Here is a 20,905-nt window from a genome sequence, read left to right on the forward strand (position 1 = left end):
GGCGTTCACGGGTAAGTACGTAACAGTTACGAAGGCAGGCAACGGCGTGTAAATCAGGCCTGACCGGCAACAAGGCGCCTTGGCGGTTCGGCCTCCAGTCCGGGGTTGAGATCGGGCAGGTCCGATGCCGGGCCGCCGCCATCGGCGGAGGTTTCCGCAAGCCAGCGCTGTCTTGCCGCCTTCAGGCCGGCGCGCAGCCGCGGAAGATCCGGCCCGTCCTGATGGGGGCCGGGGCTACCGTATCGGCTGCGGCGAAAATCGGCGAATGCGTTTGCCGTCGCCGGGTCGGCAAAGCTGTCGAGCCAGCGCGAGAGCGGCGTGTTGCCGGTGCGGCGCGACCAATGGTCGAGCGCCGCCTCCAGCCGCGACGGGTCATGATCCCGACAGGCGTCGAGCACATGGCGAAACGCCGTCGCCTCGGATTGCGCCCTCTGTTCGTGTGCGGTTTCCAGCCTAATTTCGAGGCGGCCGAACAGATTGGCGGTCAGCTGGATAAGCGCCGCAAGGGCGGCGACCGATGCCACGATGCTGAACCACCACAGCCAGTCGAAGGGTTCCTCGGACGGCGGCGAGGTCGGCGGGGCGAGCGCAGGCTCCACCACTGGAGCCGCACCGACGCTGACGGTAGCGCCAGCCGCTTCGGCCGACTGCATCGATCCGCTCGCCGGATCGAACCAGGGCAGGCTGATCGCCGGAAGCGAATAGCTGCCGGGCTTTGCAAAGACGTAGGTCGCCACGTCCTTGCGCAACCCCGCCGTTATCTCTCCGCGTGACGTGCGTTCCTGCGAAAGCACGGGGTCGTGCCGGTAGACCTGCACGCCTGCCGGGGCATCGAAGGTCGGTTCGGGGATCATCATCGGCGCCAGTCCGGCTGCGCGGATGGTGATCGTTCGCACCAGAGCGTCGCCTGCCTTCAACCCCGCCGGATCCCGGTCGAACGACTGGGCGATGGTGATTTCTCCGGCGGTGACGCCGGCCTTTCCGCCCGCGCCCTGAGGAACGGCTTCGACCGTGAATTTGAGCGAAGGCAATGTCACCTGACCCTTGCTCGTCTGGCCGGGCACGGCGGCATAGCCGAACGGAATGACCGCAGCCGGCAGCACGTAATCGCCGGGTGCCTGCGGGGTGATCGCGTAGGTCTTGCGGATGCCGGAGAAGGCCTCGCCGTTGACGGTCTCGTTGAGATTCATGCCGCGTTCGTCGGGCATGGTGACGACAGTGCCGGGAAGGTCGAACAGGGGAAACTGCGGCGGCGAAAGGAAGTAGTTCGGCACGAAGACGTCGACGTCGACTTCGATCTGCTGGCCGGCATAGATCGGCCCCTTCGTCGTGACCGTTGCGCGGGCGAAAGGATCGGCGGCGAAGGCCGTGCCCGCGAACGAGAGCGACAGGCCGACGAGCCAGAGAACCAGACGTTGCAGGGCGACGAGGGCTGTCACGGGGCCTCCTCCTTCGCTTCGATCGCAAACTTTCTTGCCAGCAGTTCGGCCGGTGACACCTGGATGTTGCGCATCCACATGTCGGCCGTCTGCGGTCCGCCCTGAACGGTGGCTTCCGTTCCCTTCTTGCCCTTGTCGTCGAACTGGACCTGGTCGGGGTCGATGCCCGCCTGCTCCTGCCGTGCGTCCTGTTCCTGCTTGTCCTTGTCGGTCTTTCTCTTCCGGGCGATGTCGAGGTTCTTCTTGGCGTCCGGCCAGTCGGGACGGCGCTTCAACGCCTGTTCGTAGGCGGCGATCGCCTCCTCGGCCTTGTCGAGGTGCAGCAGCGCATTGCCCTGATTGTAGTAGCTTTCGGCCGTATCGCTCTCGGCAAAGGCGTCGATCGCATCCTGGAAGCGACCGGCACGGTAGAGCGCCGCGCCGCGCCAGGCGGGATCGGCGAACGTTTCTGATGCGCCCTGGAAATCGCCTTGCTCGAAGGCGCGTCGGCCCTGCTGGTCCGGCGTCAGCCAGAGGTCGACAAAGCGGTTGTCCGCTGCCTCTGCCCGATCGTTGCCGATCAGCGAAATGGCAGCGAGCAGATAGACCGCCCAGCGGATGGTCCAGCCACGGCGGAACCAGAAGAGGCCGAAGACGGTGATCGGGATCGTCAGCCACCAGCCGAGATCGTGCCAGCGCGTCAGCCCCTCGGCCGTCTTCGCGGCAAAATTCGTCTGGATGCGCCTGACGATCCAGCTGACATCGGCGTCGTCGGCGGTCACCGACGCGACCTCGGCCTTGGAGGCCGACTGCAGCGCCTTGAGGCCCTCGACATCGAGTTTCGCCCGGACATGCGCGCCGGTGGCATCGGTCAGGAACCCGCCGTCCGCCGTCTTGACCGGGCCGCCCTCGGCGGTGCCGATGCCGAGCACCATCAATGAGTTGCGCCCCTGATAATCACCGAAGGCCTTGAAGGCGGAACGCTCGACGCCGTCGGTCATGAACAGGATGGTGCCGGGCACCGTTTCGTTGGCGAGTGCCTTCTCGACCGCCTGGAGGGCCTTGGCCGTGTCCTTGCCGTCGACCGGCATGATCTGCGGTGACAGCGCGGCAAGGTAGGACTTCACCAGCGCCGCGTCGTCGCTGAGCGGCAGCACCATGTGGGCGGAACCGGCATAGGCGAACAGGGCGGTGCGCGAGCCTTTCCGCCGCTCGAGAATGTCCTGGACCTTGAGCTTGGCACGTTCGAGCCGCGTCGGCGAAATATCGGTCGCGTTCATCGTCGGGTTGAGGTCGATGGCGATGGCCAGAGGCGCGGTGTCCTCGACGAAGGGCGGCCGCTCGCGCTGCCAGGTCGGGCCGGCGGCCGCGACCGCCGCAACGGCGATCAACGCAGCGGTGATATGTACCGGCTGGAAGCGCCGCTTGCCGCCCTTGTCGATCAGCAGATGATCGAGCAGGTGCGGTGCGATCATGTCCTGCCACTGCGAGCGGACATCGCCGCGCCGGGTTACGAGATAGATCAGCAGCGGGACGGCGGCGATCGCCAGCAGCCACAGCGGCCGCAGAAAATGAAAATCCGCGATCATGGCGCTGCCTCCCGGCGCTGACGGCGATCACCGAGCGACGACAGGAGCCACATGGCGGCATGATAGGCGAGCACAAGCAGCAGTGCTGCGCCAAGCGGATAGTGGAACAGCTCGATGCGCGGCCGCCAGGAGAGCGTCTTCTGGTTTGCCGGCGTCAACTGGTCGAGCAACTGGTAGATGTTTTGCAGACCGGCCTGGTCCTGGCCGAAGAAGTAGCGCCCCTTCGTCGCTTCGGCGATCTGCTGCAGCGCCTTGGTGTCGAGCTTCTGTTCGCCCTGGGCATTGGGATCGCCGATGCCGACCGTGTGGATCACCACTTTTCGCTCGGCGGCGATGCCGGCGGCCTTGTCGGGCGGCATCTTGCTGGCGGTGTCGTTGCCGTCGGTCAAGAGGATCATCACCTTGTCCGGCGCGGTGCTGGCGTCGAACATCTTGATCGCAAGCCCGATCGCGTCGCCGACGGCGGTGCGCGGACCGGCCATGCCTGGCAGACTGTCGGCCAGCATTAGCTTGACGGTCTTGTGGTCAAGCGTGAACGGAACGAGCGGATAGGGCGCATCGCCGAAGGCGATCAGGCCGAGCCGGTCATTGGGACGCCGGTCGATGAAGTCGGCGACCACCTTGTGCACGGCTTCGGCGCGGGTCTGCAGGTTGCCGGAGGGATCGCGAAAATCGCGTGTGTCCATGGATTGCGAAAGATCGATCGCCAGCATCAGGTCGCGCTGCGGCTCTACCTTTTCGATCGGCGGCTCGACATATTGCGGCCGGGCCAGCGCCAGCACGATCAGTGTCCAGCACAGGGGCGCGATCACCTTCTGGCCGAGATTGGTCCTCGGAACGACGGAACCTTCGGTCGGGCCGAGATTGGCGGCCGCCGTGATGTCCTTGAAGAACGGCACCCTGACGGCAGCCGATTGCTCGCGGTATGGCGGAAGCAGCCACCAGACGAGGAAGGGCAACGGCAAGAGGATCAGCGCCCAGGCATGGTCAAGCACGTACATGATGCGCCTCGATCCAATGCCGCGCTGCTGCGATGTAAGCCCTTGCCTCTGCCTCAGGGACCGCGGCGAGCGCCTGGCTGCCGCGATACTCGGCTTCCTCGAAAAAACGCGCAGAGGCGATCGGGAAGACGGGGCCGCCGGAATGAGCGTCGAGGTATTTGGTCCAGCCGGTGCCGTGCAGGCCGGCAATGGCCTCGCGCGGCCAGACCGAAAGCGCGGTCCGCTTCAAAAGGACAGGCAGGGCAACAAGGGCCTCGCCACGCGTGCCGGTGGCAGCCACTCCGGCCTCGATCTTCCTGAGGTCGGCGAGTGCTTCGCGGCGGTAGCTATTGGCCTCCCAGCGGCGGTACCAGCGCCAACAGGCAAGCGCGATCAGCAGCAATATGAAGCAGCCGAGCGCTGCCCATGCCTGGGTTTGAGGCATCATCGAGACCGGCTGCGGCAAGGCGATATCCGCGAGCCCGCGAAGGGCGGCCTCGAGCAACGGGTCTTTCGGAGGGGCTGCCGTCGCCATCATCGCCTCCGCTGCCGGCTGGCGAGTTGGCCGAGCATGGTGCGCAGCTGCGGCGCTACCTCTTCCGCTGATGAGATCGGCAGCATCGGCAGGCCGAGCTCCTCCTGCCAGGCGCGCAGCGCCCGCCCGCGCTTGCGGGCAAAGCTGTCGATCGCCTCGCGCACATTGCCGTGGCCGAACTGCACTTCGGCCTGAAGCAGCCCGCCGCTGAAGACGATATCGCCCTTGCGCGGCAGTTCGAGCAGGAAGGGATCGTAGATCAGAACGCAGATCACGTCGTTGTGGGCCGAAAGCTTCAAAAGCATGTCGCGGGTTTCGAGGCTGTAGCCGTCGAAGTCGCTGATGACGATGACCAGGTGATCGTGCCGGGCGATGTTGGCGACGGTCGTCAGCACGACATCGAGCTGCTCGGCGCCATGCGGCGCCTGCGAACCCGCCTGCAGCGCGGTGTTGTGGCGAACGATGCTGTCGGCGAGCCGGATCACCGCTTCGCGGCTGCGATAGGGGCGCGTCTCGGTCACCTCCTCGTCGCCGAAGACGAAGCCACCGACACGGTCGCCGAGCGCCAGCACGCGCCAGGCGGCGAGCGCTGCGACCTCTGCCGCGGCGACCGACTTCATCGCGCGGCGGCTGCCGAAGAACATGTTGATACGCTGGTCGACGACAATGAGGGCCGGACGATCCTTCTCCTCGTCGTAGACGCGCACGACCGGCTTGCCGGTGCGCGCCGTCACGCGCCAGTCGATCGCGCGGATGTCGTCGCCGGGCAGGTAGTTGCGCAGTTCCTCGAAGGAAAGTCCGCGGCCGCGCATGCGCGATTCATGACGCCCGGCAAGCAGGCGCCGCACCGGCGCCTTGCGCAGGAACGTCAGGTCGCGGGCCATGGCTTCGAGGCCGACAAGCGCGTCCACGGAGGTATAGACGCCGGTGGTGTCGGCCGTGCGGGGCTTTATGATGCCGCGTGAGCGGGCGAGGGCCGGCAAGGATATGGCCATCGAGGAACCTCCATCCTCAGGCGACCGCGACGAGCTCGACGATGCGGTCGATCACCTGGTTGGCGGTGGTGCCGCCAGCATGGGCTTCGTAGGAAAGCACCAGGCGATGGCGAAAGACGTCGTGCACGGTCGCCTGCACGTCGTCGGGCGTGACGAAGTCGCGGCCGTTCAGCCAGGCATGCGCCCGCGAAACCTTGTCGAGGCCGATGACGCCGCGCGGGCTGACGCCGACCTGGAGCCATTTGGCGAGATCCTTGTCGACCTTGTCGGGATAGCGCGTCGCCATCACCAGCGCGACGATGTAGTTTTCGATCGCTTCGGAAACGGTGATCGCCGAAATTTCCTTGCGCGCCACGAAGACCGCGTCCTGGGCGAGCTTCTCGGTCGCATGGTTGTCGGACTTGGCGTTGGTCTCCTCAGAGCGTACGAGCCGCATGATGTCCGCCTCGGAGGCCGCATCCGGATAGTCCACCTGGATGTGCATGAGGAAGCGGTCGAGCTGCGCCTCGGGCAGCGGATAGGTGCCTTCCTGCTCGATCGGGTTCTGGGTCGCCATGACCAGGAAGAGATCGGGCAGCATATGGCTCTTGCCGCCGATCGTGACCTGGCGCTCCTCCATCGCCTCGAGCAGGGCCGACTGCACCTTGGCCGGCGCGCGGTTCACTTCGTCGGCGAGAATGAGATTGGCGAAGATCGGCCCTTCCTGGAACTGGAACGCGCCCTTGCCGCCCTCGGAGAAATAGACTTCGGAGCCGGTGATGTCGGCCGGCAAGAGGTCCGGCGTGAACTGGATGCGCGAAAGCTCCGCATCGAGGTTCTTCGCCATGCTCTTGATCGCGCGGGTTTTCGCAAGTCCGGGCAGGCCCTCGACCAGCAGGTGGCCGTTGCTGAGCAACCCCAGCAGCAGGCGCTCGATCATGCCTTCCTGGCCGATGATCGCTTCGCCGATGCGCTTGCCGAGTTGCTGGATATCGTCGCGTGCACCCATGAAGTCCTGCTCCCTTGCCCTGTCGGCAACATCAGTCGTCATGAACTTTCGCTTGAGCTTATTGTTAAATCAGCCCGATTGGAAAGAACGTAACAGTAACGAAGGACTGCGTGACGCTGGCGGATACGTCCCACGGCAGGCGGTTTCGCATTCCAGAGGCTTCGGGCGATTGCGTAACGGTTACGTACTTTGGGCGGCGGGCATTTGGCGCTAACGTGTGCCGGCCGTCTGCGGATATCTTTGCCGATGGCGCCCAGGGAGATCAGAGCCAGATGCAAATGTCCCCGAAAATGCCCCTTGTCGACGAAACGCCGGCGGCGATCAGCGCCCGCGAGCAGGTCTGGATAGAGGGCGGGACCTTTGTCATGGGCTCGGACAAGCACTATCCGGAGGAGGCGCCGGCCCATCCGGTGAAGGTCGACGGCTTCTGGATCGACGTCACGCCCGTTACGAACCGGCAGTTTGCGGCTTTTGTCGAGGCGACCGGCTACGTGACCGAGGCCGAAAAGACGCCAGACCCGAAGGACTATCCCGGTGCGCTTCCGGAGATGATGCGGGCGGGCTCGGTGATCTTCGATCCGCCGAAACGGGTGGCCGGCAACAGTCCGTCGCAATGGTGGAACTTCAAGTTCGGCGCCGATTGGCGGCGACCCTACGGGCGGCAAAGCAACATCCGCGGCAAGCTCGACCATCCGGTCGTGCAGGTCTCCTTTCTCGACGCCAGGGCCTATGCAGCCTGGGCGGGCAAGGACCTGCCGACGGAAGCAGAGTGGGAGTTCGCCGCGAAAGGCGGGCTCGAAGGCGCGGAATTTGCCTGGGGAGACGAACTGGTCCCGGATGGGCGCTTCATGGCGAACACCTGGCACGGCCTGTTTCCAACGGAAAACCTGAGGCCCGACGGCTTCGAGCGGACCTCGCCGGTCGCGAGCTTCCCCGCCAATGGCTACGGCCTCTACGACATGATCGGCAACACCTGGGAATGGACCAGCGACTTCTGGTCGACCCGCCACCCGGCGCCGGCGCAAAAGAGCTGCTGCATTCCCGCCAATCCGCGGGGCGGGGACCGGGAGGCGAGCTTCGATCCGCGCCAGCCCACGCTCCACATTGCCCGTCGGGTGGTGAAAGGGGGCTCGCACCTCTGCGCGCCCAACTATTGTCGCCGGTATCGGCCGGCGGCGCGTCACGCGCATGAGGAAAACGCGGCGACGACCCATATCGGGTTCCGTTGCATTCGGCGGCCCTGATCCGGCCAGAGGACTTTAAAAACCGTTCCGCGAGGAGGATGGATGATGACGGCAACAGCGATGCGTTCCGGGTCCGTGGTGGACGGCGATGCCCGTAGACTGCGGCGTCGCTCCAGGCTCGCCGGCCTGCTGCTTACGTTCGCTGCGGCCTTTGCATCGCCGAGCGCGCTCCTGGCAGCGGATGCGCCGGCCGACACGCTCCCTTCGTGGAACGATGGCGCTGCGAAAACCGAGATCGTCGATTTCGTCACACGGGTCACCAGCGAGGGCAGCGCCGATTTCGTGGCGCCGGCAGAGCGGATCGCCGTTTTCGACAATGACGGCACGCTCTGGACCGAGCAGCCGAACTATTTCCAGGGCATGTTCGCCATCGACCGCGTCAAGGCGATGGCGCCCGAGCATCCCGAGTGGAAGGACAAGGAACCCTTCGCATCGCTGTTGAAGGGCGACATGGCCGGCGTTGCGGCCGCCGGCGAAAAAGGCATCGTCGAACTGGTCATGGCGACTCATGCCGGAATGACGACGGACGCGTTCACGAAGACCGTCAAGGACTGGTTTGCGACCGCCCGGCACCCGCGCTTCGATCGCCCCTATAACGAGATCACCTTTCTGCCGATGCGCGAGTTGCTCGATTATCTGCGGGCAAACGGCTTCAAGACCTATATCGTCTCGGGCGGCGGTATCGAGTTCATGCGGCCGATGACCGAGCAGATGTATGGGATCCCGCCCGAGCAGGTGGTCGGCAGCAGCATCGCGACGAAGTACGAACTCGACGGCGACGCGCCGGTGCTCATGCGCGAACCCAAGATCGACTTCATCGACGACGGTGCCGGCAAGCCGGTCGGGATCAACACCTTTATCGGCCGGCGGCCGATCTTTGCTGCCGGCAATTCCGATGGCGACTACGAGATGCTGCGTTGGGTGACGGCCGGCTCCGGCCCGCGGTTCGGCATGATCGTGCACCATACGGACGGCGAGCGCGAATGGGCCTATGATCGCCAATCGCCGGTCGGCAAGCTGGACAAGGCGATGACCGAGGCCGAGCAGCGGAACTGGCTGCTGGTCGACATGAAGAACGACTGGCGCAAGATCTACGCCTTCGAAAAATAAACGGCTGCGCTGCTGGCGCGGTATGCGCCAGCGATCGATGTCGAGGCGAAGGCCGACGCCGAGCGCGACTTGCTGTGCGCGCGGCACCGGCAGGCCATCGCCGCGCGAACGATGCTGCTCTGGCGCGTCTATCCCGCCCCGGAATATTTCCCAGGATCGATCGCGATATCGCCCATGCAGCCGGTGACGGCGCAATTCATGAGGATTCGGGGCGAAGATCGCCAAGACGGCGGCCAATACGGGCCAATGTTACTGTTACGTACTTCCGAAAATCGGCGTTCGTGCCACTTTTCGTTCAGGGGAGAGGTAAGCGAGGGCCGGATTGGCCACAAGCGCCGACCGGCGAGCCGGCCCCCGCCCGCAACGGTGTCTGGTCGTCACTGACACCCCCGGGGAATGCCAATGCATGAGCATCGATTGTCGTTCAGGCGGATGGTAACCCATGCCCAGCGCAGCCTTTCAACGGGGACTTCTGAAGCTTATGCTCAAGCTGCCGGCATTGCGCGGCCAGTTGCAATTGATCAGTGCCAAGAACCAGTCCCTGGCAAGCCTCTGCGAAGCCTATGAGGAAGCAAGCTCGATGCTTGACCGGCAAAGGCGTCTCGCCCCTCTGGATCATTCGATGATCTCGGAGTATGAATTGATCTGTCGCGAGATCGAAGAAGAAGTCATTTCCGTCTGTATCGCCGATACGGGGACATGAGCCTAGTCCGTTGTGATTAACGAATACATCGCTTGAGCTTGCCAGAGCGACGAAAACCCCACAAGAATTCTATGGGAATTATCGGGGTTCCTGTTCCAATTTAAAATGATTCAATTCTTCGATAAAAATATTTTGTGACGGTGCGATATTCTTCTTTCCGCCACAGAAGCTCTCGTCTAGAGTTCGCCTCGCGTTGCACTCTCTTTGGGGTTGTGGCAGTTGGGAGCGCATCATGGAAGCCAGCAGAAATGCGGGTCATATGAACTGCATTGCCGTTGCAGAATGCGAGGCGCGAGCCGCCCTTGAGCGCATTCTTGCCGATAGCCAGTTTCACGCGACCGAGCGTCATCGCAAGCTGTTGCGGTATCTGGTTGACGAGTTTTTCGCTGGCCGTTCGGGCCAGGTGAAAGCCTACACGATCGCCATCGACGTCTTTGGGCGGCCCGCGTCCTTCGATCCTGCGACCGACCCGATCGTGCGGGTGGAAGCGTCGCGCCTGCGCGCGGCCCTGGCGCAGTATTACGAGGCGCTCGGCGAAAGAGCGGAGCTTCGCATCGAGTTGCCGAAGGGCAATTACGTCCCACAGTTCGTGATTAGCGGCGAGCCCTTGCAAGGGATGCCCGAGAGCGCGGCGCCGGTTGCAGAGCCCGCAGCCGAGCAGCCCGTAGAGCCGGTGATTGCACCGGCCGCGATTGCGCGCAAATGGCCCCCGCTTGCCGGCTTCGCGGCACTCGGTGCCGGCGCGGCGGTCATGGCCGGGGCCTTCTACCTGTCCGTGGCCGACCATCTTCCCTGGCAACCGGTTTTCTCGGCCAAGCCGACTATCGTCGTTGACGTGCCGACGCGGCTCGGGGCCGACGACGACGTGCAGAAGAAGGCCGGAGACTATCTGGTCCACGCGCTCTCGCAGTTTTCCGCTGTCCGTACCCTCGCGCCGGTCTCGCCCGCGGGTGTCGATGTGGCTTCGATCACCGGGTGGGTCTCGTCCGCGCCGCCGGTCAAGCTGCAGGGCAGCAAGGAATACAGGCTTTCGATCGCCTACAGCACCGACGAACGCCAGCACGAGGTCTCCTGGCAGGTCATCGACGTGCAAAGCAACGAGGCCTTGAGAGCCGGCATTTCGAAGGCGGCGCTCGACAGTGGCGATGCGCGCGAAATACAGGAGAAGCTGCTTTCTCGTCTTGCTCTTTCGCTTGCCGGCGAGGAGGGCGTCATCGTCAGCCTGGAGGCTGCGCGGCAGCTGGTGACGCCGTCGATCGGCTACGGCTGCGTGCTGCAGGCGGATGTGGCGCTAGCACGGATCGATCCTGAGGGCCTGGCTTCGGCTCACGGGTGCCTCGAAAAATCGGTCTCCTACCAGGCCGCCGACGCCGATGTTCTGGCGAGCCTGGCGATGGTGCTGGTTGCGACCGGCGAAGCCAGCGCTGCGCCGACGGTTGCCGAGCGTGCCTTGAAACTTGCGGACAAGGCCGTTGCTCTGGCGCCGCAATCGAGCCAGAGCTATGTGGCCCAGATGCAGGCGCGCTTTGCGGCTGGCGAGACGGAAGCGGCGTTCATCTCCGGTCGTCGCGCGGCGGCGCTCAATCCGCTCGACGATGCCATTCCGGCTCGGCTCGGCCTGCTGCTGTTCGTCAGCGGCGCCTATTCGGACGGCGTGAACCTGGCCCGCGTGGCGGATGCCGGCAGCGAGTATCTGCACCACGACGCCGCGCTGACCATGGCGCTGGAAGACTATCGCAGCGGCCGCTATCGCGAAGCGCTGAGGCGCGCCCGCGAGCTTGCCAATCCGGCGGACACTGCCGTCAATCTTCTGCGCGTGGCAGCGGCAGGCCAGCTCGGCCTGACGCGTGAGGCGACAAGCGCCCTGGATGGATTGCGCCTGAGCAGAACGCGCTCGCCACAGCCATACGACGCGGAACTGGTCGCTCGCGGCTATGCGCCGGACCTGATCGCACTGCTCGACGACGGTCTCGCCAAGGCCGGCTTGCATCCGGTCGCCCAGCAGTAAGGCCGGGCCCGAGCCTTCTCAGCTTTCGGCGGCGACCCGGATGACCAGTTTGCCGAAATTGCGGCCGTCGAGCAGGCCGATGAAGGCCTCCGGCGCATTCTCGATTCCGTCGACGATGTCTTCGCGATATCGCACCTCGCCGCCTTTGATCCAGCCGGCCATCTCCTGATAGAAGAGCGGCCGCTGGTCGGCAAATTCGCGCTGGATGAAGCCCCGGATGAGCAGGCTCCGGCTCAGCACTTCACGCATGACGCCCGGCAGCCGGTCGCCTCCGGCTTGTGCGCCTGCGGGCTGGTTGTAGTGCGCAATAAGGCCGCAGACGGGCACGCGGGCGAAATCGTTCAGCAGCGGAAACACTGCATCCCAGACATGGCCGCCGACATTTTCGAAATAGACGTCGATGCCTTTCGGGCAGGCGGCGGCGAGTTGTTCGGCGAAGTCCGGCGCCCGATGATCGATCACGGCGTCAAAGCCGAGCGTGTCGCGAACGAAGGCGCATTTGTCCGCGCCGCCGGCGATCCCGACTGCGCGCGCGCCCTTGATGCGGGCAATCTGCCCGACCGCCGAGCCGACGGCGCCGCTTGCGGCCGCAACGACGACCGTTTCGCCGGGCTGCGGTTTGCCGATCGTCAGCAGCCCCGCATAGGCGGTGAAGCCGGGCATGCCGAGAATGCCGAGCGCCGTCGACAGGGGCGCGGCCGCCGGATCGAGCTTGCGCAGGTCAGCACCGCGCGACAGCGCATAGCTTTGCCAGCCGGAGTGGGAAAGCACGAAGTCGCCGTCGCTGAAATCCGGGTGCCGCGAGCGGACGACGCGGGCGACCGTACCGCCCTCCATGACCGAACCGATCTCCACCGGCTTGGCATAGGACCGGCCGGCATTCATCCGGCCGCGCATATAGGGGTCGAGCGAAAGGTAGAGGATCTTCAGGAGAACCTCGCCTTCCGCCGGCTCCGGAATTGCCGTTTCGACGACGCGGAAATCGCTGGGCGCCGGTTTCCCGGATGGCCGCGCGGCAAGCAGGACCTGGGTGTTCGTGTTCATTGTCTTTTCCTCCTTGTGCGCGTCTCGATGTGCCGCGGCGACGGACGCGCCCGGCAACATCAATCCGACATGACTGCCCCCTTTTCGCATGAAACGAAACAAAGGCCTATGGACGTGTCTTGAACCGAAAACGGCACCGCGGGCTCACCCCTCTTGGATGAGCCCGCGGAAGATGCGAAAGCGTCGCTCGCTCAGGCGGCGTCGATCGCCTGCCTGAGGTCGGCGATGATGTCGTCGGCATGTTCGATCCCGATCGAGAGCCTGACATAGCCGGGCGTCACGCCGGTTTTCAGCTGGTCGATCTCAGACAGCTGCGAATGGGTCGTCGTTGCCGGATGGATGGCGAGCGAGCGCGCGTCGCCGATATTGGCGACATGGTAGAGCAGCTTCAACCCGTCGATGAAACGCCGTCCCGCCTCGCGACCGTCCTTCAGTTCGAAGCCGACAAGCGCACCATAGTGGCCGTTCAGCAGATATTTTTCGCCGCGCGCCTTCGCCTCGCCATCCTGGAACTTCGGAAAGATCACCCGCGCCACCTTCGGGTGGGTGCGCAGGAACTCGGCCACCTTGATGGCGTTCTCGTTGTGCTGCCGGATCCGCAGAGGCAGCGTTTCCAGGCCCTGGATGAACTGGAATGCGTTCAGCGGGCTGATCGCCGCACCAAGGTCGCGCAGCAGCACGGCGCGAGCGCGCAGGATATAGGGATGAAACGCGATTGCGGCCGCCTTTTCGAGCCAGGTCTTGCCCTGGTAGCTCGGGTCCGGCTCGTGCAGGTTCGGATGCCGCGCCTCATGCTCGTGCCAGGGAAACTGGCCGCTGTCGATGATCGCGCCGCCGATCGAGGTGCCGTGCCCGCCGATGTACTTCGTCGTCGAGTAGACGACGACGGCAGCGCCATGGTCGAAAGGACGGATCGTCAGCGGCGCTGCGGTGTTGTCGACGATCAGCGGAATGCCGAAGCGCTTGCCGATTTCGGCGACCTCGGCAATCGGAAAGACCTCGAGCTTCGGGTTCGGCAGGGACTCGGCGTAGTAGGCGCGCGTCCGCTCGTCCGTCGCCCGGGCAAAGGCTTCCGGATCCGCCGCATCGACGAAACGAACCTCGATGCCGAAGCTTTTCAGCGTCGCGGCAAACAGCGCCCAGGTGCCGCCATAAAGGCCCGCGGCGCTGACGACGTTGTCGCCGGAGCGCGCAAGGTTCAGAAGCGCGAAAGCCGATGCCGCCTGGCCGGAACCAAGTGCGAGCGCTGCTGCACCTCCTTCGATTTCCGCCAGCCGTTGTTCGAAGGCGTCCTGCGTCGGATTGGAGACGCGGGTGTAGAGATGCCCGGGCGCCTCCAGCGCAAAGAGCTTGTCGGCGCCGTCGGTGCCGGGCAACTGGTAGGAGGTCGTTTGGTAGATCGGCACGGCGACGGCGCCGGTTGCCGGATCGAAGCGATAGCTTCCGCCGTGGAGCGCCAGCGTTTCGGGACGCAGCCGGCCGCTGGCTTCGCGCAAGCCGGTTGGCACCTGGATCTCGACTGCAGGCTCTTCCGGCTTCTGATAGATCGTCATGCCATTTCTCCTTGGCTCTCAGGTTGATCGGCGCTGTCCGGTTGGTCAGGCGGGCACGGCCGCCTTTGGCTGTTCCAGCAGGTCTGCGTGGTGCGCGGCGGCGACATCGGGGTGCGAGCGCAGCCGGGACTTCAGCACGTTGCGGCCGACCTCGTGGAAGAGGGGGTTCTGCGGATCCTGGGTGACGCCGCGGACCTCGGCTGCAAGCTGTGGCGGCAGATCGAGGACAGGGATGGTCGATGCGAGATTGGCGCCGAGGAAGAAGGCGACCGAAAGCCGATCGCCGCCGGCCGGCGGCGTCACCACCCGGTGGATGTTGGCGAGCAGATAGCCGTTCGATGCCAGTTCCAGGAGTTCGCCGACATTGATGACGAAGCTGCCGCGCTTCGGCGGCGCGTCGATCCAGCCGCCCTTGCCGTCGTCGACCTGCAGCCCGCCGACCACGTCCTGCAACAGGATGGTGACGAAGCCGCCATCCTTGTGGGCGCCCACGCCCTGGTCGCTTTCGGTCTTGTCGCGGCCGGGATAGCGGATGATCTTCAGCAACTGGTTGGGGCCGTCCTTATAGATCGGCCCGAAGACATCGGGCTTCTGCCCGAGCGCTTCGGAGAAAATCTCGATCAAGCGGATGCCGAGCCCGGTGACGGCTTCGATATAGCCAAGGATCGCAGGCTTCAGTTCCGGCAAGGCGTCTGGAAACTGGTTCGGGCCGACGAGCCGCTTCCAAGGCGCGTCGCCGGACGCGATATCGAGGCTCCGGCGCTCAGGGCCGAAGTCCACCTGTTCGCGCCAGTCCTGGGTGCCCCGGGTATATTCGAGGCCGGCGCGATTGTAGCCGCGGAAGTGCGGCGAGTTGCGCATTTCGATCGCCAGCTTGTCATCCTCCGGCAGCGCGAAGAAGCGGCGCGAAAGCGAAAGAATGCCGTCGATCTCTTCCTGCGGAATGCCGTGGCCCTCGAGATAGAAGAAGCCCACCGAGCGGGCAACGCTACGCAACTCGTCGAGCGCTGCGGCCCGCTCGGGGTGGCCCGCCGCAAAGCGTGAGAGGTCAAGGACGGGCAGGGTTGGATTTGTCTGGCTCAAGCTGGTCTCCCTTGGTCGTTCGGGCGTTCGGGGCAGTCCCTCGGACAAGGGCCCTGCGCCGGTTCGCACATGATGGGAGAAGCCTAACCGGAGGTGGCTGGGCCACTCAATATTGTCTATGGAAATTATGGACTAAATTTCAACGAAAGCGCGAAGCGGGCTTTCGAACGGAACTGGCTTGCGGGGAATATCCGTCCCGGCCGTTTGTTTTCCGAATTCTCGGGGGCTGGCTCATGCGGTGCGAGAGAGCGATCGCTTCTGCGACCAAATCCGATCGCGGCGGAGCGCGGGGACGGGCCCACCGCGGGCCGAACAACGGCGGCGACCCCGCTTCGCCTTTGGCAAAACGGGGCTAGCCGGTTGTCGGCGTCATCGAGGTCATGCCGTCGCTTATCCGCAAAACTAAGGGTTCGCGGAGGCAGACCAACCGCCGAATGACGGTAATCCCAGAAGCGGCGTGGAACCTAGCAGCGACCGAGGCTCGGGCGTGTCAGCAGCTCGTTGGTCAGATGTGCTCTCTGGCTGCCGCAGTCTTCGGCTTCCTTGAGCAGCGATGCGAGCGCGAGTTCGAGGCAGTATTGCACGCCTTCGACGTTGAGGGTCTTGGCGGAGTCGCGCGCATAGGTGACGAGACGAGCCAGTGCCAAGAGCTCCTTTTCCTTGTCTTCCGGTTCGACCGGTACAGCAAATGAAGATAGCATGATTTTCCCCAGCTTCCATTGGACCCAAAGGCCCAGCCCAGCGTGACCAATCATAGCGTGACTTGGCGGGAGTGCGCGTGACATGAGCGTGACACACGTTGTATCTGAAAACCACACCCTTAAGATGAAGCGTCAGGTTGACCGAACAACCTCTTCCACATGCTGGTAGAATTGAATTTCCAGCTTTGCGGTACAACCGTTCGTTGGGCCGGTGCATGTTGCAGTGCGTCCAGCAAATGTCGCGCGTCGATGCCCTTCTGGTCGACATATTCGCGCGCGAGCAGAGCAACGAGACGGGTGCGGTCCGTGCCCGCCGGAAGCGCCACGCGCGCGACGATGCTCGCCCAGTTGCGCTCCTTGTAGAACATGGCGGACGCGTTCGCGCCGATCGACGTGATGAGCTCCGGGGCAAGGACGTGGCTCTGCGAAAGGCGCCTGAGCGTCGCATCGACATTGACCAGCGGTAGCGTCAGCGGCAGATAGCCGAGTTCGGCGGGGCCGTGGATCAGCGCAACGTCGGCGTCGTCCACGCGCTCGCCCTCGGCGTATTGCCGGTAGATCTCGCCAATGCCGACCATGCCGTAGGGTGCGCATTCTGCCGCCCGCAGCGCGCCCATGCTGGCCGCGCCGAAGACCTGCACGCCTCTCGACAGGGCATAGAGGATTTCCTTGTGCCAGACGGGCGCGACATTCTCAAAGTTGCCGTCGATTAGCCCGATCGCGGTTGCGCCGTCCTCAACAGCGCGCAGCACGTCGCCCTGGACGGCGGGCGGGAGGACGAGAACGCTCTTGTCCGCGGCGTTTCGTACGTCGGGCAAGGTCGGGCCGACAAAGACGACGTTCATCCGGCCTCCAGTGCGCGCGCGAGCGCCCGTTCGCCGAAACGGCGCTTGCGCAGACCGTCGGGATTTTCGAGGGCCGGAACGATGACCTTGACCACGGAGAAAGGCGCTACGCCTTCCATCAGCGGAACGACGACAACCGTCCGGATGCCGGCCGTTTCGAGCTGCTGCACGACGTCATCGAGCAACGCCTGCGGCCCGGCCGGGGTATGTGGCGCGGCTACGCTTCTCCGCTGCGGCACGGCGGCAAACAGGCCTCGCGTTTCCTCGGGAAGGTCGCGGGTGAAGGTTTCCGGAAACACGTCGTCGCGGGCGCCGCTGATATAGGTGAGCCGCGACTGGGCAGCCTCCGTCACCGCACGGATGGCGGCGCGCCGCGCGACCAGATGGGCGCCGTGCCCGATGGTGACATCGTGATAGCGCGGCTGCCTGGCCGAAAGAATGCCTGCTCCTGCAAGGGTCGCGGCATAGCAGGGAATGCCGACGTCGCTCGTCATGTCGAAGAGGCGCAGGTCCAGGCCCGACAAGGCGATCCGTTCCGCGAGCTCGTCGAGAACGGGATCCTCGAAGCTTCCCGGATCGATGCAGCCGCGGTGCTTGCCGCTTAGCGGCAGCATTCGCCACAGCGTTTCTGCATCGCGCTCGATGCGCTCGAGCAAGCCGTGCAGGACCGCCTCGGTCTCGGTGTTGCCCGATGCCAGGCCGTCGGAGGATTGCCAGTAGCGACAGCCGACGATCGTGCGGTCGAGGATCGCCGCTTCGCGCGGAACCCAGGTGGTTGCGCCGTCAAAGAGGTCGAAGCCCCGAAGCCAGTCGATGGTTTCGTCGTCCTGAAGGTCCGCTTGCCCGGCCGCGATGAGCCCCGGCAGATGCAATGTTCGGTCGCCTGTTTCGGAAAGAGCCCGGCTGGTGGCCGTTCTTGTCGCGGCTGACGGTGCGCAGGCCACTGTGCGCTCGATCGCCTCCATGGCCGCCGAAACCTTTGCGTCGATGTCGGTGATGCCTTTTCCCTGGTTGATGACGATCGATCGGGCGTTGGGCGATACGGCGCTCCACACCGGGATGCCGATCCGGTCGAGGCCCGTCAGTCGCGCAAGCCGGGTGACGCCGAGCGCCGGCAAGTATGCCTCGATCCGCCGGAATGTTTCTTCGGGCGGGCAGGCGCGATCGCTATAGCAAAACGCGCCGGCCGCCGGACGGCTGGAATGCTCGTCCGACGGCCGGCCGGTTTCAGCGGCTTGTGCCACGCGTGGACTAGCCGTCCATGAACCCGCCGGAAACGGAGCCGGACGAGGCCGCAACGACGGCGAGATTGACGCCCTTGTGCACCATGGCCCCACTGTTGTTGCGCAGGTCGTTGGCCGCAGCCAGCGGTCCCTGCGTCGGCGTCGCAATCTGCGTGACCGTGCCCGCATCCAGATCCGCGACCCAAAGACGGTTGTCGTCCGCCAAACCGATCACCACTACTTTTGCCATTTTCCCCTCCTGGCCGTTGTCGATGTGAGAAATCAGAAGCCTGCCTTGCGCAGGCCCTCGCAATAATGAACGCGCTGCCATTCTTCCCTAAAGGGAACGATCGTCATCCACTTGTCGAGATCAAAGTCCGGATGCACGTCGAAAGTCTTACGGACGAACTGGCGCGCCTTCTTCCGGTTGCCGAGCATGCCCCAACTTGCCGCCGCCAGGCGGTCGGCAGGGGTCGGATCGCGCATGCGCTCGATATAAGCGATCGCCTGCTCATACTGACCAAGCGAGTAGCTGGCGCCGGCCGCGGTCCAGAAATACTCGTCCGGCGCAATCGGGTTGAGCTCGATTGCTGCCTGGATCTTGCGCAGGCCGCCCTCGGGGCGTGAGGCCTGCACCAGCGTGTCGGCATAGCTCGCGATCACGTTGGCGTGCTGAGGGCTCAGCGCCTCCGCCTTGTCATGGTATTCCATGCTCTCGTCGAACTGTCTCAAGTAGAGCTTGACGACGCCAAGCTCGCGGTAGCCCGTCGCCAGCGTGTCGTCGGCCACAACCGCATCGCGCGCATGCCGTTCGGCAAGCGCCAGCAATTCGGCGTCGCCACGGGCCGTCAGCAGCCATTCGACGAAATAGCTGCGGGCCAGACCGCTCATCGCCGGCGCGAAGTCGCCGTGCTGGTAGAGCGCTTCGCGGAAACTCTTGCGGGCGCGCCGTACCTCCGGAAGATTGAGCTGCTTGAGATAGCGCTGGCCGAGCAGGAAGTTGCGGTAGGAACCGACATTCGTCTCGTAGGTCTGGCGATGGGTCTCGTTGCGCTCCACCTGGTTGGCGATCGCCAGCGCGATCTGGCGGGCGATTTCCCGTCGCGACGCCATCAGCCCATCACCGTCGAGATTGAAACGGTCGGCCCAGATCACCTCGTCATTGGCAAAGAAGATCAGTTGCGTGAAGAGCGTCAGCCGGCTGCCTTCGTCGGTGAGGCGCGTGTCGAGAATGTAGCTGATGGCATGTTTCTGGTAGGTGTTGGCCTTGTCGGCCTGCAGGCTGATTTGCGCGGCTGTATAGGGCGCGATCACCGAAACCGAGCGAAGCGCGCAAAGCCCGATGGTCACATCTTCGATCAGGGCGCTCGCAAATTGGGTTGCCGGACTATCGATCGCGCCGTTGTTCGGCGGCAGAAGGACGACACGTGGCGGGCGCGTGTCGACGGCCGCCTCCGGCGTCGGCGCAATTATCGTCGAGACCGATCGAAACTCCGGCCTGCTGACTGCGATCGCACCGCCACCATTCGAGACGGCCCGTGCCTCCAGGTGATTGCCTTCGAGCTGAAACGCCTGGGTCAGGATCTTGCGCACGTCTTCGTCGAGCGGGTTGCGCTCGAGCAGCCGGGTCGCCGCCGCCTTGACCAGCTTGCGATGGTTGTTCGTCGCCTCCGCTGCTGCGAGCAGCAGGCTTTCGCGCAGCAGCGCCATGTGCTCGCCACGCTGCCGCTCGATCCAGCCATGCAGCGCCTGGCCCTGGGACTTCAGGTCCTTGAGGAAGTCTTCCTGGAACGTTTCGACCGCCCACTGGAGGCGCGAAAGCGGATCGCCGGCCTCGCGCCCGATGGCATCGACGTCGCTTTTGAGCCGGCTGGCGTCGAGGCGCACGGACGACGGGGAGAAACTCAGAAAATGACAGCCGAGCTCTTCCTGGCGCGCGCTGATGCGGGAGATCGTCTTGCGCAGATTGACGAAGGCCTGGCTCGGGACGATCTCGTCCCAAAGGAGCTTGGCGATATCGTTTCTGGACTGCTCGCTGTGGCCGTCGACGATCAGATGACACAGGATCAGCAGACCCTTTTCGGGAAACGCTACCTCACGCCCGCCGTTATCGACGAGCCGCAAGCGCCCGAGGGTCTGCAGTCTGAATGTCATCCGGTCATTCCTGTCGGGCGCTGGCCTGTCGGGCGCGGGTGTTTAGCCGTGCAGGTCCTGAGCGTGGCTCGCGCTTGAGCGGGCGGTCTCGGTCTCCGGCGTCTGAGCAACCGCTGCCACCAGCGAGATGATCTTCTTGCGCAGCACCGGGTCCGTGATCTTCAGGAAAGCCCGGTTGAGCGCAATGCCTTCCTTCGACGAAACGAAGGACGAGATTTCGCTCGGTTCGCGCGTGGTGTCGCCCGCACCGTTGCGTGCGCCGGCCGGGTCTTCACCTTCCTGGAAGAAGAAGCTCGGGTGCACGCCGAGGATATCGGCGATCGCCTGCAAACGGCTCGCGCCAATGCGGTTGGTGCCTTTTTCGTACTTCTGTACCTGCTGGAATGTGATCCCGAGACCGTCGGCCAGCTTCTCCTGGCTCAGTCCGGCCATCAACCGACGCATCCTGACGCGGGAACCGACAAAGACATCGATCTGGCTGGGGGCTTTCGTGTTCACTTGTATTTCCTCCGCACGTAGGAGTGGTCAAATCATGCATATGAGTTTGCTTGAATAAATGACGCTATGCAATCACTACGGGCTAAAACACAAAGATTTGCGACGCTTTGATGATTTCCCTTGGGGAGACGGGATAGCGACCGTCGCGATCGGGACAGAAGCGGGCGAGCTGAAGGACCGTAAGGGGCGGTGAAACGGCATGGGCCCCTGCGGCGCTCCGAATCGCTTCCGTGC

Annotated in this window: 19 protein-coding genes; 4 read left to right on the plus strand and 15 right to left on the minus strand. The window is 64.5% G+C overall.

Translation table 11 applies throughout. The features are described from left to right. Positions 1–53 precede the first annotated feature (53 nt). The 6 genes from ACIQUG_RS12365 to ACIQUG_RS12390 are packed head-to-tail and all read right to left on the minus strand — an operon-like array spanning position 54 to position 6,505. A complete protein-coding gene (locus ACIQUG_RS12365; protein ID WP_402321703.1) occupies positions 54–1,439 on the minus strand; it encodes a BatD family protein in 1,386 nt (461 codons plus the stop codon). After that, a complete protein-coding gene (locus tag ACIQUG_RS12370) occupies positions 1,436–3,007 on the minus strand; it encodes a VWA domain-containing protein (protein ID WP_402321706.1) in 1,572 nt (523 codons plus the stop codon). Before ACIQUG_RS12370 ends, ACIQUG_RS12365 begins: the two co-directional genes overlap by 4 nt. Next, positions 3,004–4,008: a vWA domain-containing protein gene (locus ACIQUG_RS12375; protein WP_402321708.1), complete on the minus strand. Its 1,005-nt coding sequence runs from the start codon at positions 4,006–4,008 to the stop codon at positions 3,004–3,006. Before ACIQUG_RS12375 ends, ACIQUG_RS12370 begins: the two co-directional genes overlap by 4 nt. Further along, positions 3,995–4,522 carry a DUF4381 domain-containing protein gene (locus ACIQUG_RS12380; RefSeq protein WP_402321711.1) on the minus strand — a complete coding sequence of 176 codons (528 nt, stop codon included), beginning with the start codon at positions 4,520–4,522 and terminating at the stop codon, positions 3,995–3,997. The genes ACIQUG_RS12375 and ACIQUG_RS12380 overlap by 14 nt, the downstream gene beginning before the upstream one ends. Next, a complete protein-coding gene (locus ACIQUG_RS12385; RefSeq protein ID WP_402321713.1) occupies positions 4,522–5,517 on the minus strand; it encodes a DUF58 domain-containing protein in 996 nt (331 codons plus the stop codon). The genes ACIQUG_RS12380 and ACIQUG_RS12385 overlap by 1 nt, the downstream gene beginning before the upstream one ends. A gap of 16 nt (positions 5,518–5,533) precedes the next feature. Beyond that, complete coding sequence (locus ACIQUG_RS12390) at positions 5,534–6,505, minus strand: AAA family ATPase (RefSeq protein WP_402323015.1); 972 nt, start codon at positions 6,503–6,505, stop codon at positions 5,534–5,536. A 278-nt stretch (positions 6,506–6,783) separates the two neighbouring features. Here ACIQUG_RS12390 and ACIQUG_RS12395 point away from each other — a divergent pair, with 278 nt between their 5' ends. The 4 genes from ACIQUG_RS12395 to ACIQUG_RS12410 all read left to right on the plus strand — a co-directional run bounded on the left by ACIQUG_RS12395 (position 6,784) and on the right by ACIQUG_RS12410 (position 11,570). Beyond that, complete coding sequence (locus tag ACIQUG_RS12395) at positions 6,784–7,749, plus strand: formylglycine-generating enzyme family protein (protein WP_402323016.1); 966 nt, start codon at positions 6,784–6,786, stop codon at positions 7,747–7,749. A gap of 45 nt (positions 7,750–7,794) precedes the next feature. Then, positions 7,795–8,859: an HAD family hydrolase gene (locus ACIQUG_RS12400; RefSeq protein ID WP_402321716.1), complete on the plus strand. Its 1,065-nt coding sequence runs from the start codon at positions 7,795–7,797 to the stop codon at positions 8,857–8,859. Positions 8,860–9,301: 442 nt separating this feature from the next. Further along, on the plus strand, positions 9,302–9,562 hold the full coding sequence (locus ACIQUG_RS12405; RefSeq protein WP_043613666.1) for a hypothetical protein: 261 nt from the start codon (positions 9,302–9,304) through the stop codon (positions 9,560–9,562). Positions 9,563–9,794: 232 nt separating this feature from the next. After that, a complete protein-coding gene (locus ACIQUG_RS12410; RefSeq protein WP_402321720.1) occupies positions 9,795–11,570 on the plus strand; it encodes a tetratricopeptide repeat protein in 1,776 nt (591 codons plus the stop codon). Positions 11,571–11,588: 18 nt separating this feature from the next. On the opposite strand, the gene ACIQUG_RS12415 is transcribed toward ACIQUG_RS12410, so the two are convergent. From ACIQUG_RS12415 to ACIQUG_RS12455, 9 genes are all read right to left on the minus strand, one after another. Continuing rightward, the gene (locus ACIQUG_RS12415) at positions 11,589–12,614 is read right to left on the minus strand and encodes an NADP-dependent oxidoreductase (protein WP_402321723.1); all 1,026 of its coding nucleotides are present in this window, start codon (positions 12,612–12,614) and stop codon (positions 11,589–11,591) included. 191 nt (positions 12,615–12,805) lie between these two features. Continuing rightward, entirely contained in the window at positions 12,806–14,167 is a 1,362-nt protein-coding gene (locus ACIQUG_RS12420) for an O-acetylhomoserine aminocarboxypropyltransferase/cysteine synthase family protein (RefSeq protein WP_402321726.1), read from the minus strand. 45 nt (positions 14,168–14,212) lie between these two features. Beyond that, complete coding sequence (locus ACIQUG_RS12425; RefSeq protein WP_402321729.1) at positions 14,213–15,250, minus strand: isopenicillin N synthase family dioxygenase; 1,038 nt, start codon at positions 15,248–15,250, stop codon at positions 14,213–14,215. A 464-nt stretch (positions 15,251–15,714) separates the two neighbouring features. Further along, positions 15,715–15,951 carry a hypothetical protein gene (locus ACIQUG_RS12430; RefSeq protein WP_034799160.1) on the minus strand — a complete coding sequence of 79 codons (237 nt, stop codon included), beginning with the start codon at positions 15,949–15,951 and terminating at the stop codon, positions 15,715–15,717. Positions 15,952–16,070: 119 nt separating this feature from the next. Then, positions 16,071–16,796 (minus strand): TfuA-like protein, encoded by a 726-nt coding sequence (locus tag ACIQUG_RS12435; protein WP_402321733.1) that lies wholly within the window; start codon positions 16,794–16,796, stop codon positions 16,071–16,073. Then, a complete protein-coding gene (locus ACIQUG_RS12440) occupies positions 16,793–18,040 on the minus strand; it encodes a YcaO-like family protein (protein WP_402321740.1) in 1,248 nt (415 codons plus the stop codon). Before ACIQUG_RS12440 ends, ACIQUG_RS12435 begins: the two co-directional genes overlap by 4 nt. A gap of 7 nt (positions 18,041–18,047) precedes the next feature. Next, a complete protein-coding gene (locus ACIQUG_RS12445; RefSeq protein WP_043613678.1) occupies positions 18,048–18,269 on the minus strand; it encodes a hypothetical protein in 222 nt (73 codons plus the stop codon). A 32-nt stretch (positions 18,270–18,301) separates the two neighbouring features. Then, on the minus strand, positions 18,302–20,173 hold the full coding sequence (locus tag ACIQUG_RS12450) for an SARP family transcriptional regulator (RefSeq protein ID WP_402321743.1): 1,872 nt from the start codon (positions 20,171–20,173) through the stop codon (positions 18,302–18,304). Between the two features lie 42 nt (positions 20,174–20,215). Then, entirely contained in the window at positions 20,216–20,671 is a 456-nt protein-coding gene (locus ACIQUG_RS12455) for a helix-turn-helix domain-containing protein (RefSeq protein WP_402321746.1), read from the minus strand. Positions 20,672–20,905 lie beyond the last annotated feature (234 nt).

This window comes from Ensifer sp. NPDC090286 (assembly GCF_044769565.1).
Taxonomy (GTDB): Bacteria; Pseudomonadota; Alphaproteobacteria; order Rhizobiales; family Rhizobiaceae; genus Ensifer.

Excerpts from the sequence above, each read along its gene's own strand:
- ACIQUG_RS12370 (WP_402321706.1), bottom strand. The coding sequence starts at position 3,007 with ATGATCGCGGATTTTCATTTTCTGCGGCCGCTGTGGCTGCTGGCGATC.
- ACIQUG_RS12375 (WP_402321708.1), bottom strand. The coding sequence starts at position 4,008 with ATGTACGTGCTTGACCATGCCTGGGCGCTGATCCTCTTGCCGTTGCCC.
- ACIQUG_RS12380 (WP_402321711.1), bottom strand. The coding sequence starts at position 4,522 with ATGGCGACGGCAGCCCCTCCGAAAGACCCGTTGCTCGAGGCCGCCCTT.
- ACIQUG_RS12385 (WP_402321713.1), bottom strand. The coding sequence starts at position 5,517 with ATGGCCATATCCTTGCCGGCCCTCGCCCGCTCACGCGGCATCATAAAG.
- ACIQUG_RS12390 (WP_402323015.1), bottom strand. The coding sequence starts at position 6,505 with ATGGGTGCACGCGACGATATCCAGCAACTCGGCAAGCGCATCGGCGAA.
- ACIQUG_RS12395 (WP_402323016.1), top strand. The coding sequence starts at position 6,784 with ATGTCCCCGAAAATGCCCCTTGTCGACGAAACGCCGGCGGCGATCAGC.
- ACIQUG_RS12400 (WP_402321716.1), top strand. The coding sequence starts at position 7,795 with ATGACGGCAACAGCGATGCGTTCCGGGTCCGTGGTGGACGGCGATGCC.
- ACIQUG_RS12405 (WP_043613666.1), top strand. The coding sequence starts at position 9,302 with ATGCCCAGCGCAGCCTTTCAACGGGGACTTCTGAAGCTTATGCTCAAG.
- ACIQUG_RS12410 (WP_402321720.1), top strand. The coding sequence starts at position 9,795 with ATGGAAGCCAGCAGAAATGCGGGTCATATGAACTGCATTGCCGTTGCA.
- ACIQUG_RS12415 (WP_402321723.1), bottom strand. The coding sequence starts at position 12,614 with ATGAACACGAACACCCAGGTCCTGCTTGCCGCGCGGCCATCCGGGAAA.
- ACIQUG_RS12420 (WP_402321726.1), bottom strand. The coding sequence starts at position 14,167 with ATGACGATCTATCAGAAGCCGGAAGAGCCTGCAGTCGAGATCCAGGTG.
- ACIQUG_RS12430 (WP_034799160.1), bottom strand. The coding sequence starts at position 15,951 with ATGCTATCTTCATTTGCTGTACCGGTCGAACCGGAAGACAAGGAAAAG.
- ACIQUG_RS12435 (WP_402321733.1), bottom strand. The coding sequence starts at position 16,796 with ATGAACGTCGTCTTTGTCGGCCCGACCTTGCCCGACGTACGAAACGCC.
- ACIQUG_RS12445 (WP_043613678.1), bottom strand. The coding sequence starts at position 18,269 with ATGGCAAAAGTAGTGGTGATCGGTTTGGCGGACGACAACCGTCTTTGG.
- ACIQUG_RS12450 (WP_402321743.1), bottom strand. The coding sequence starts at position 20,173 with ATGACATTCAGACTGCAGACCCTCGGGCGCTTGCGGCTCGTCGATAAC.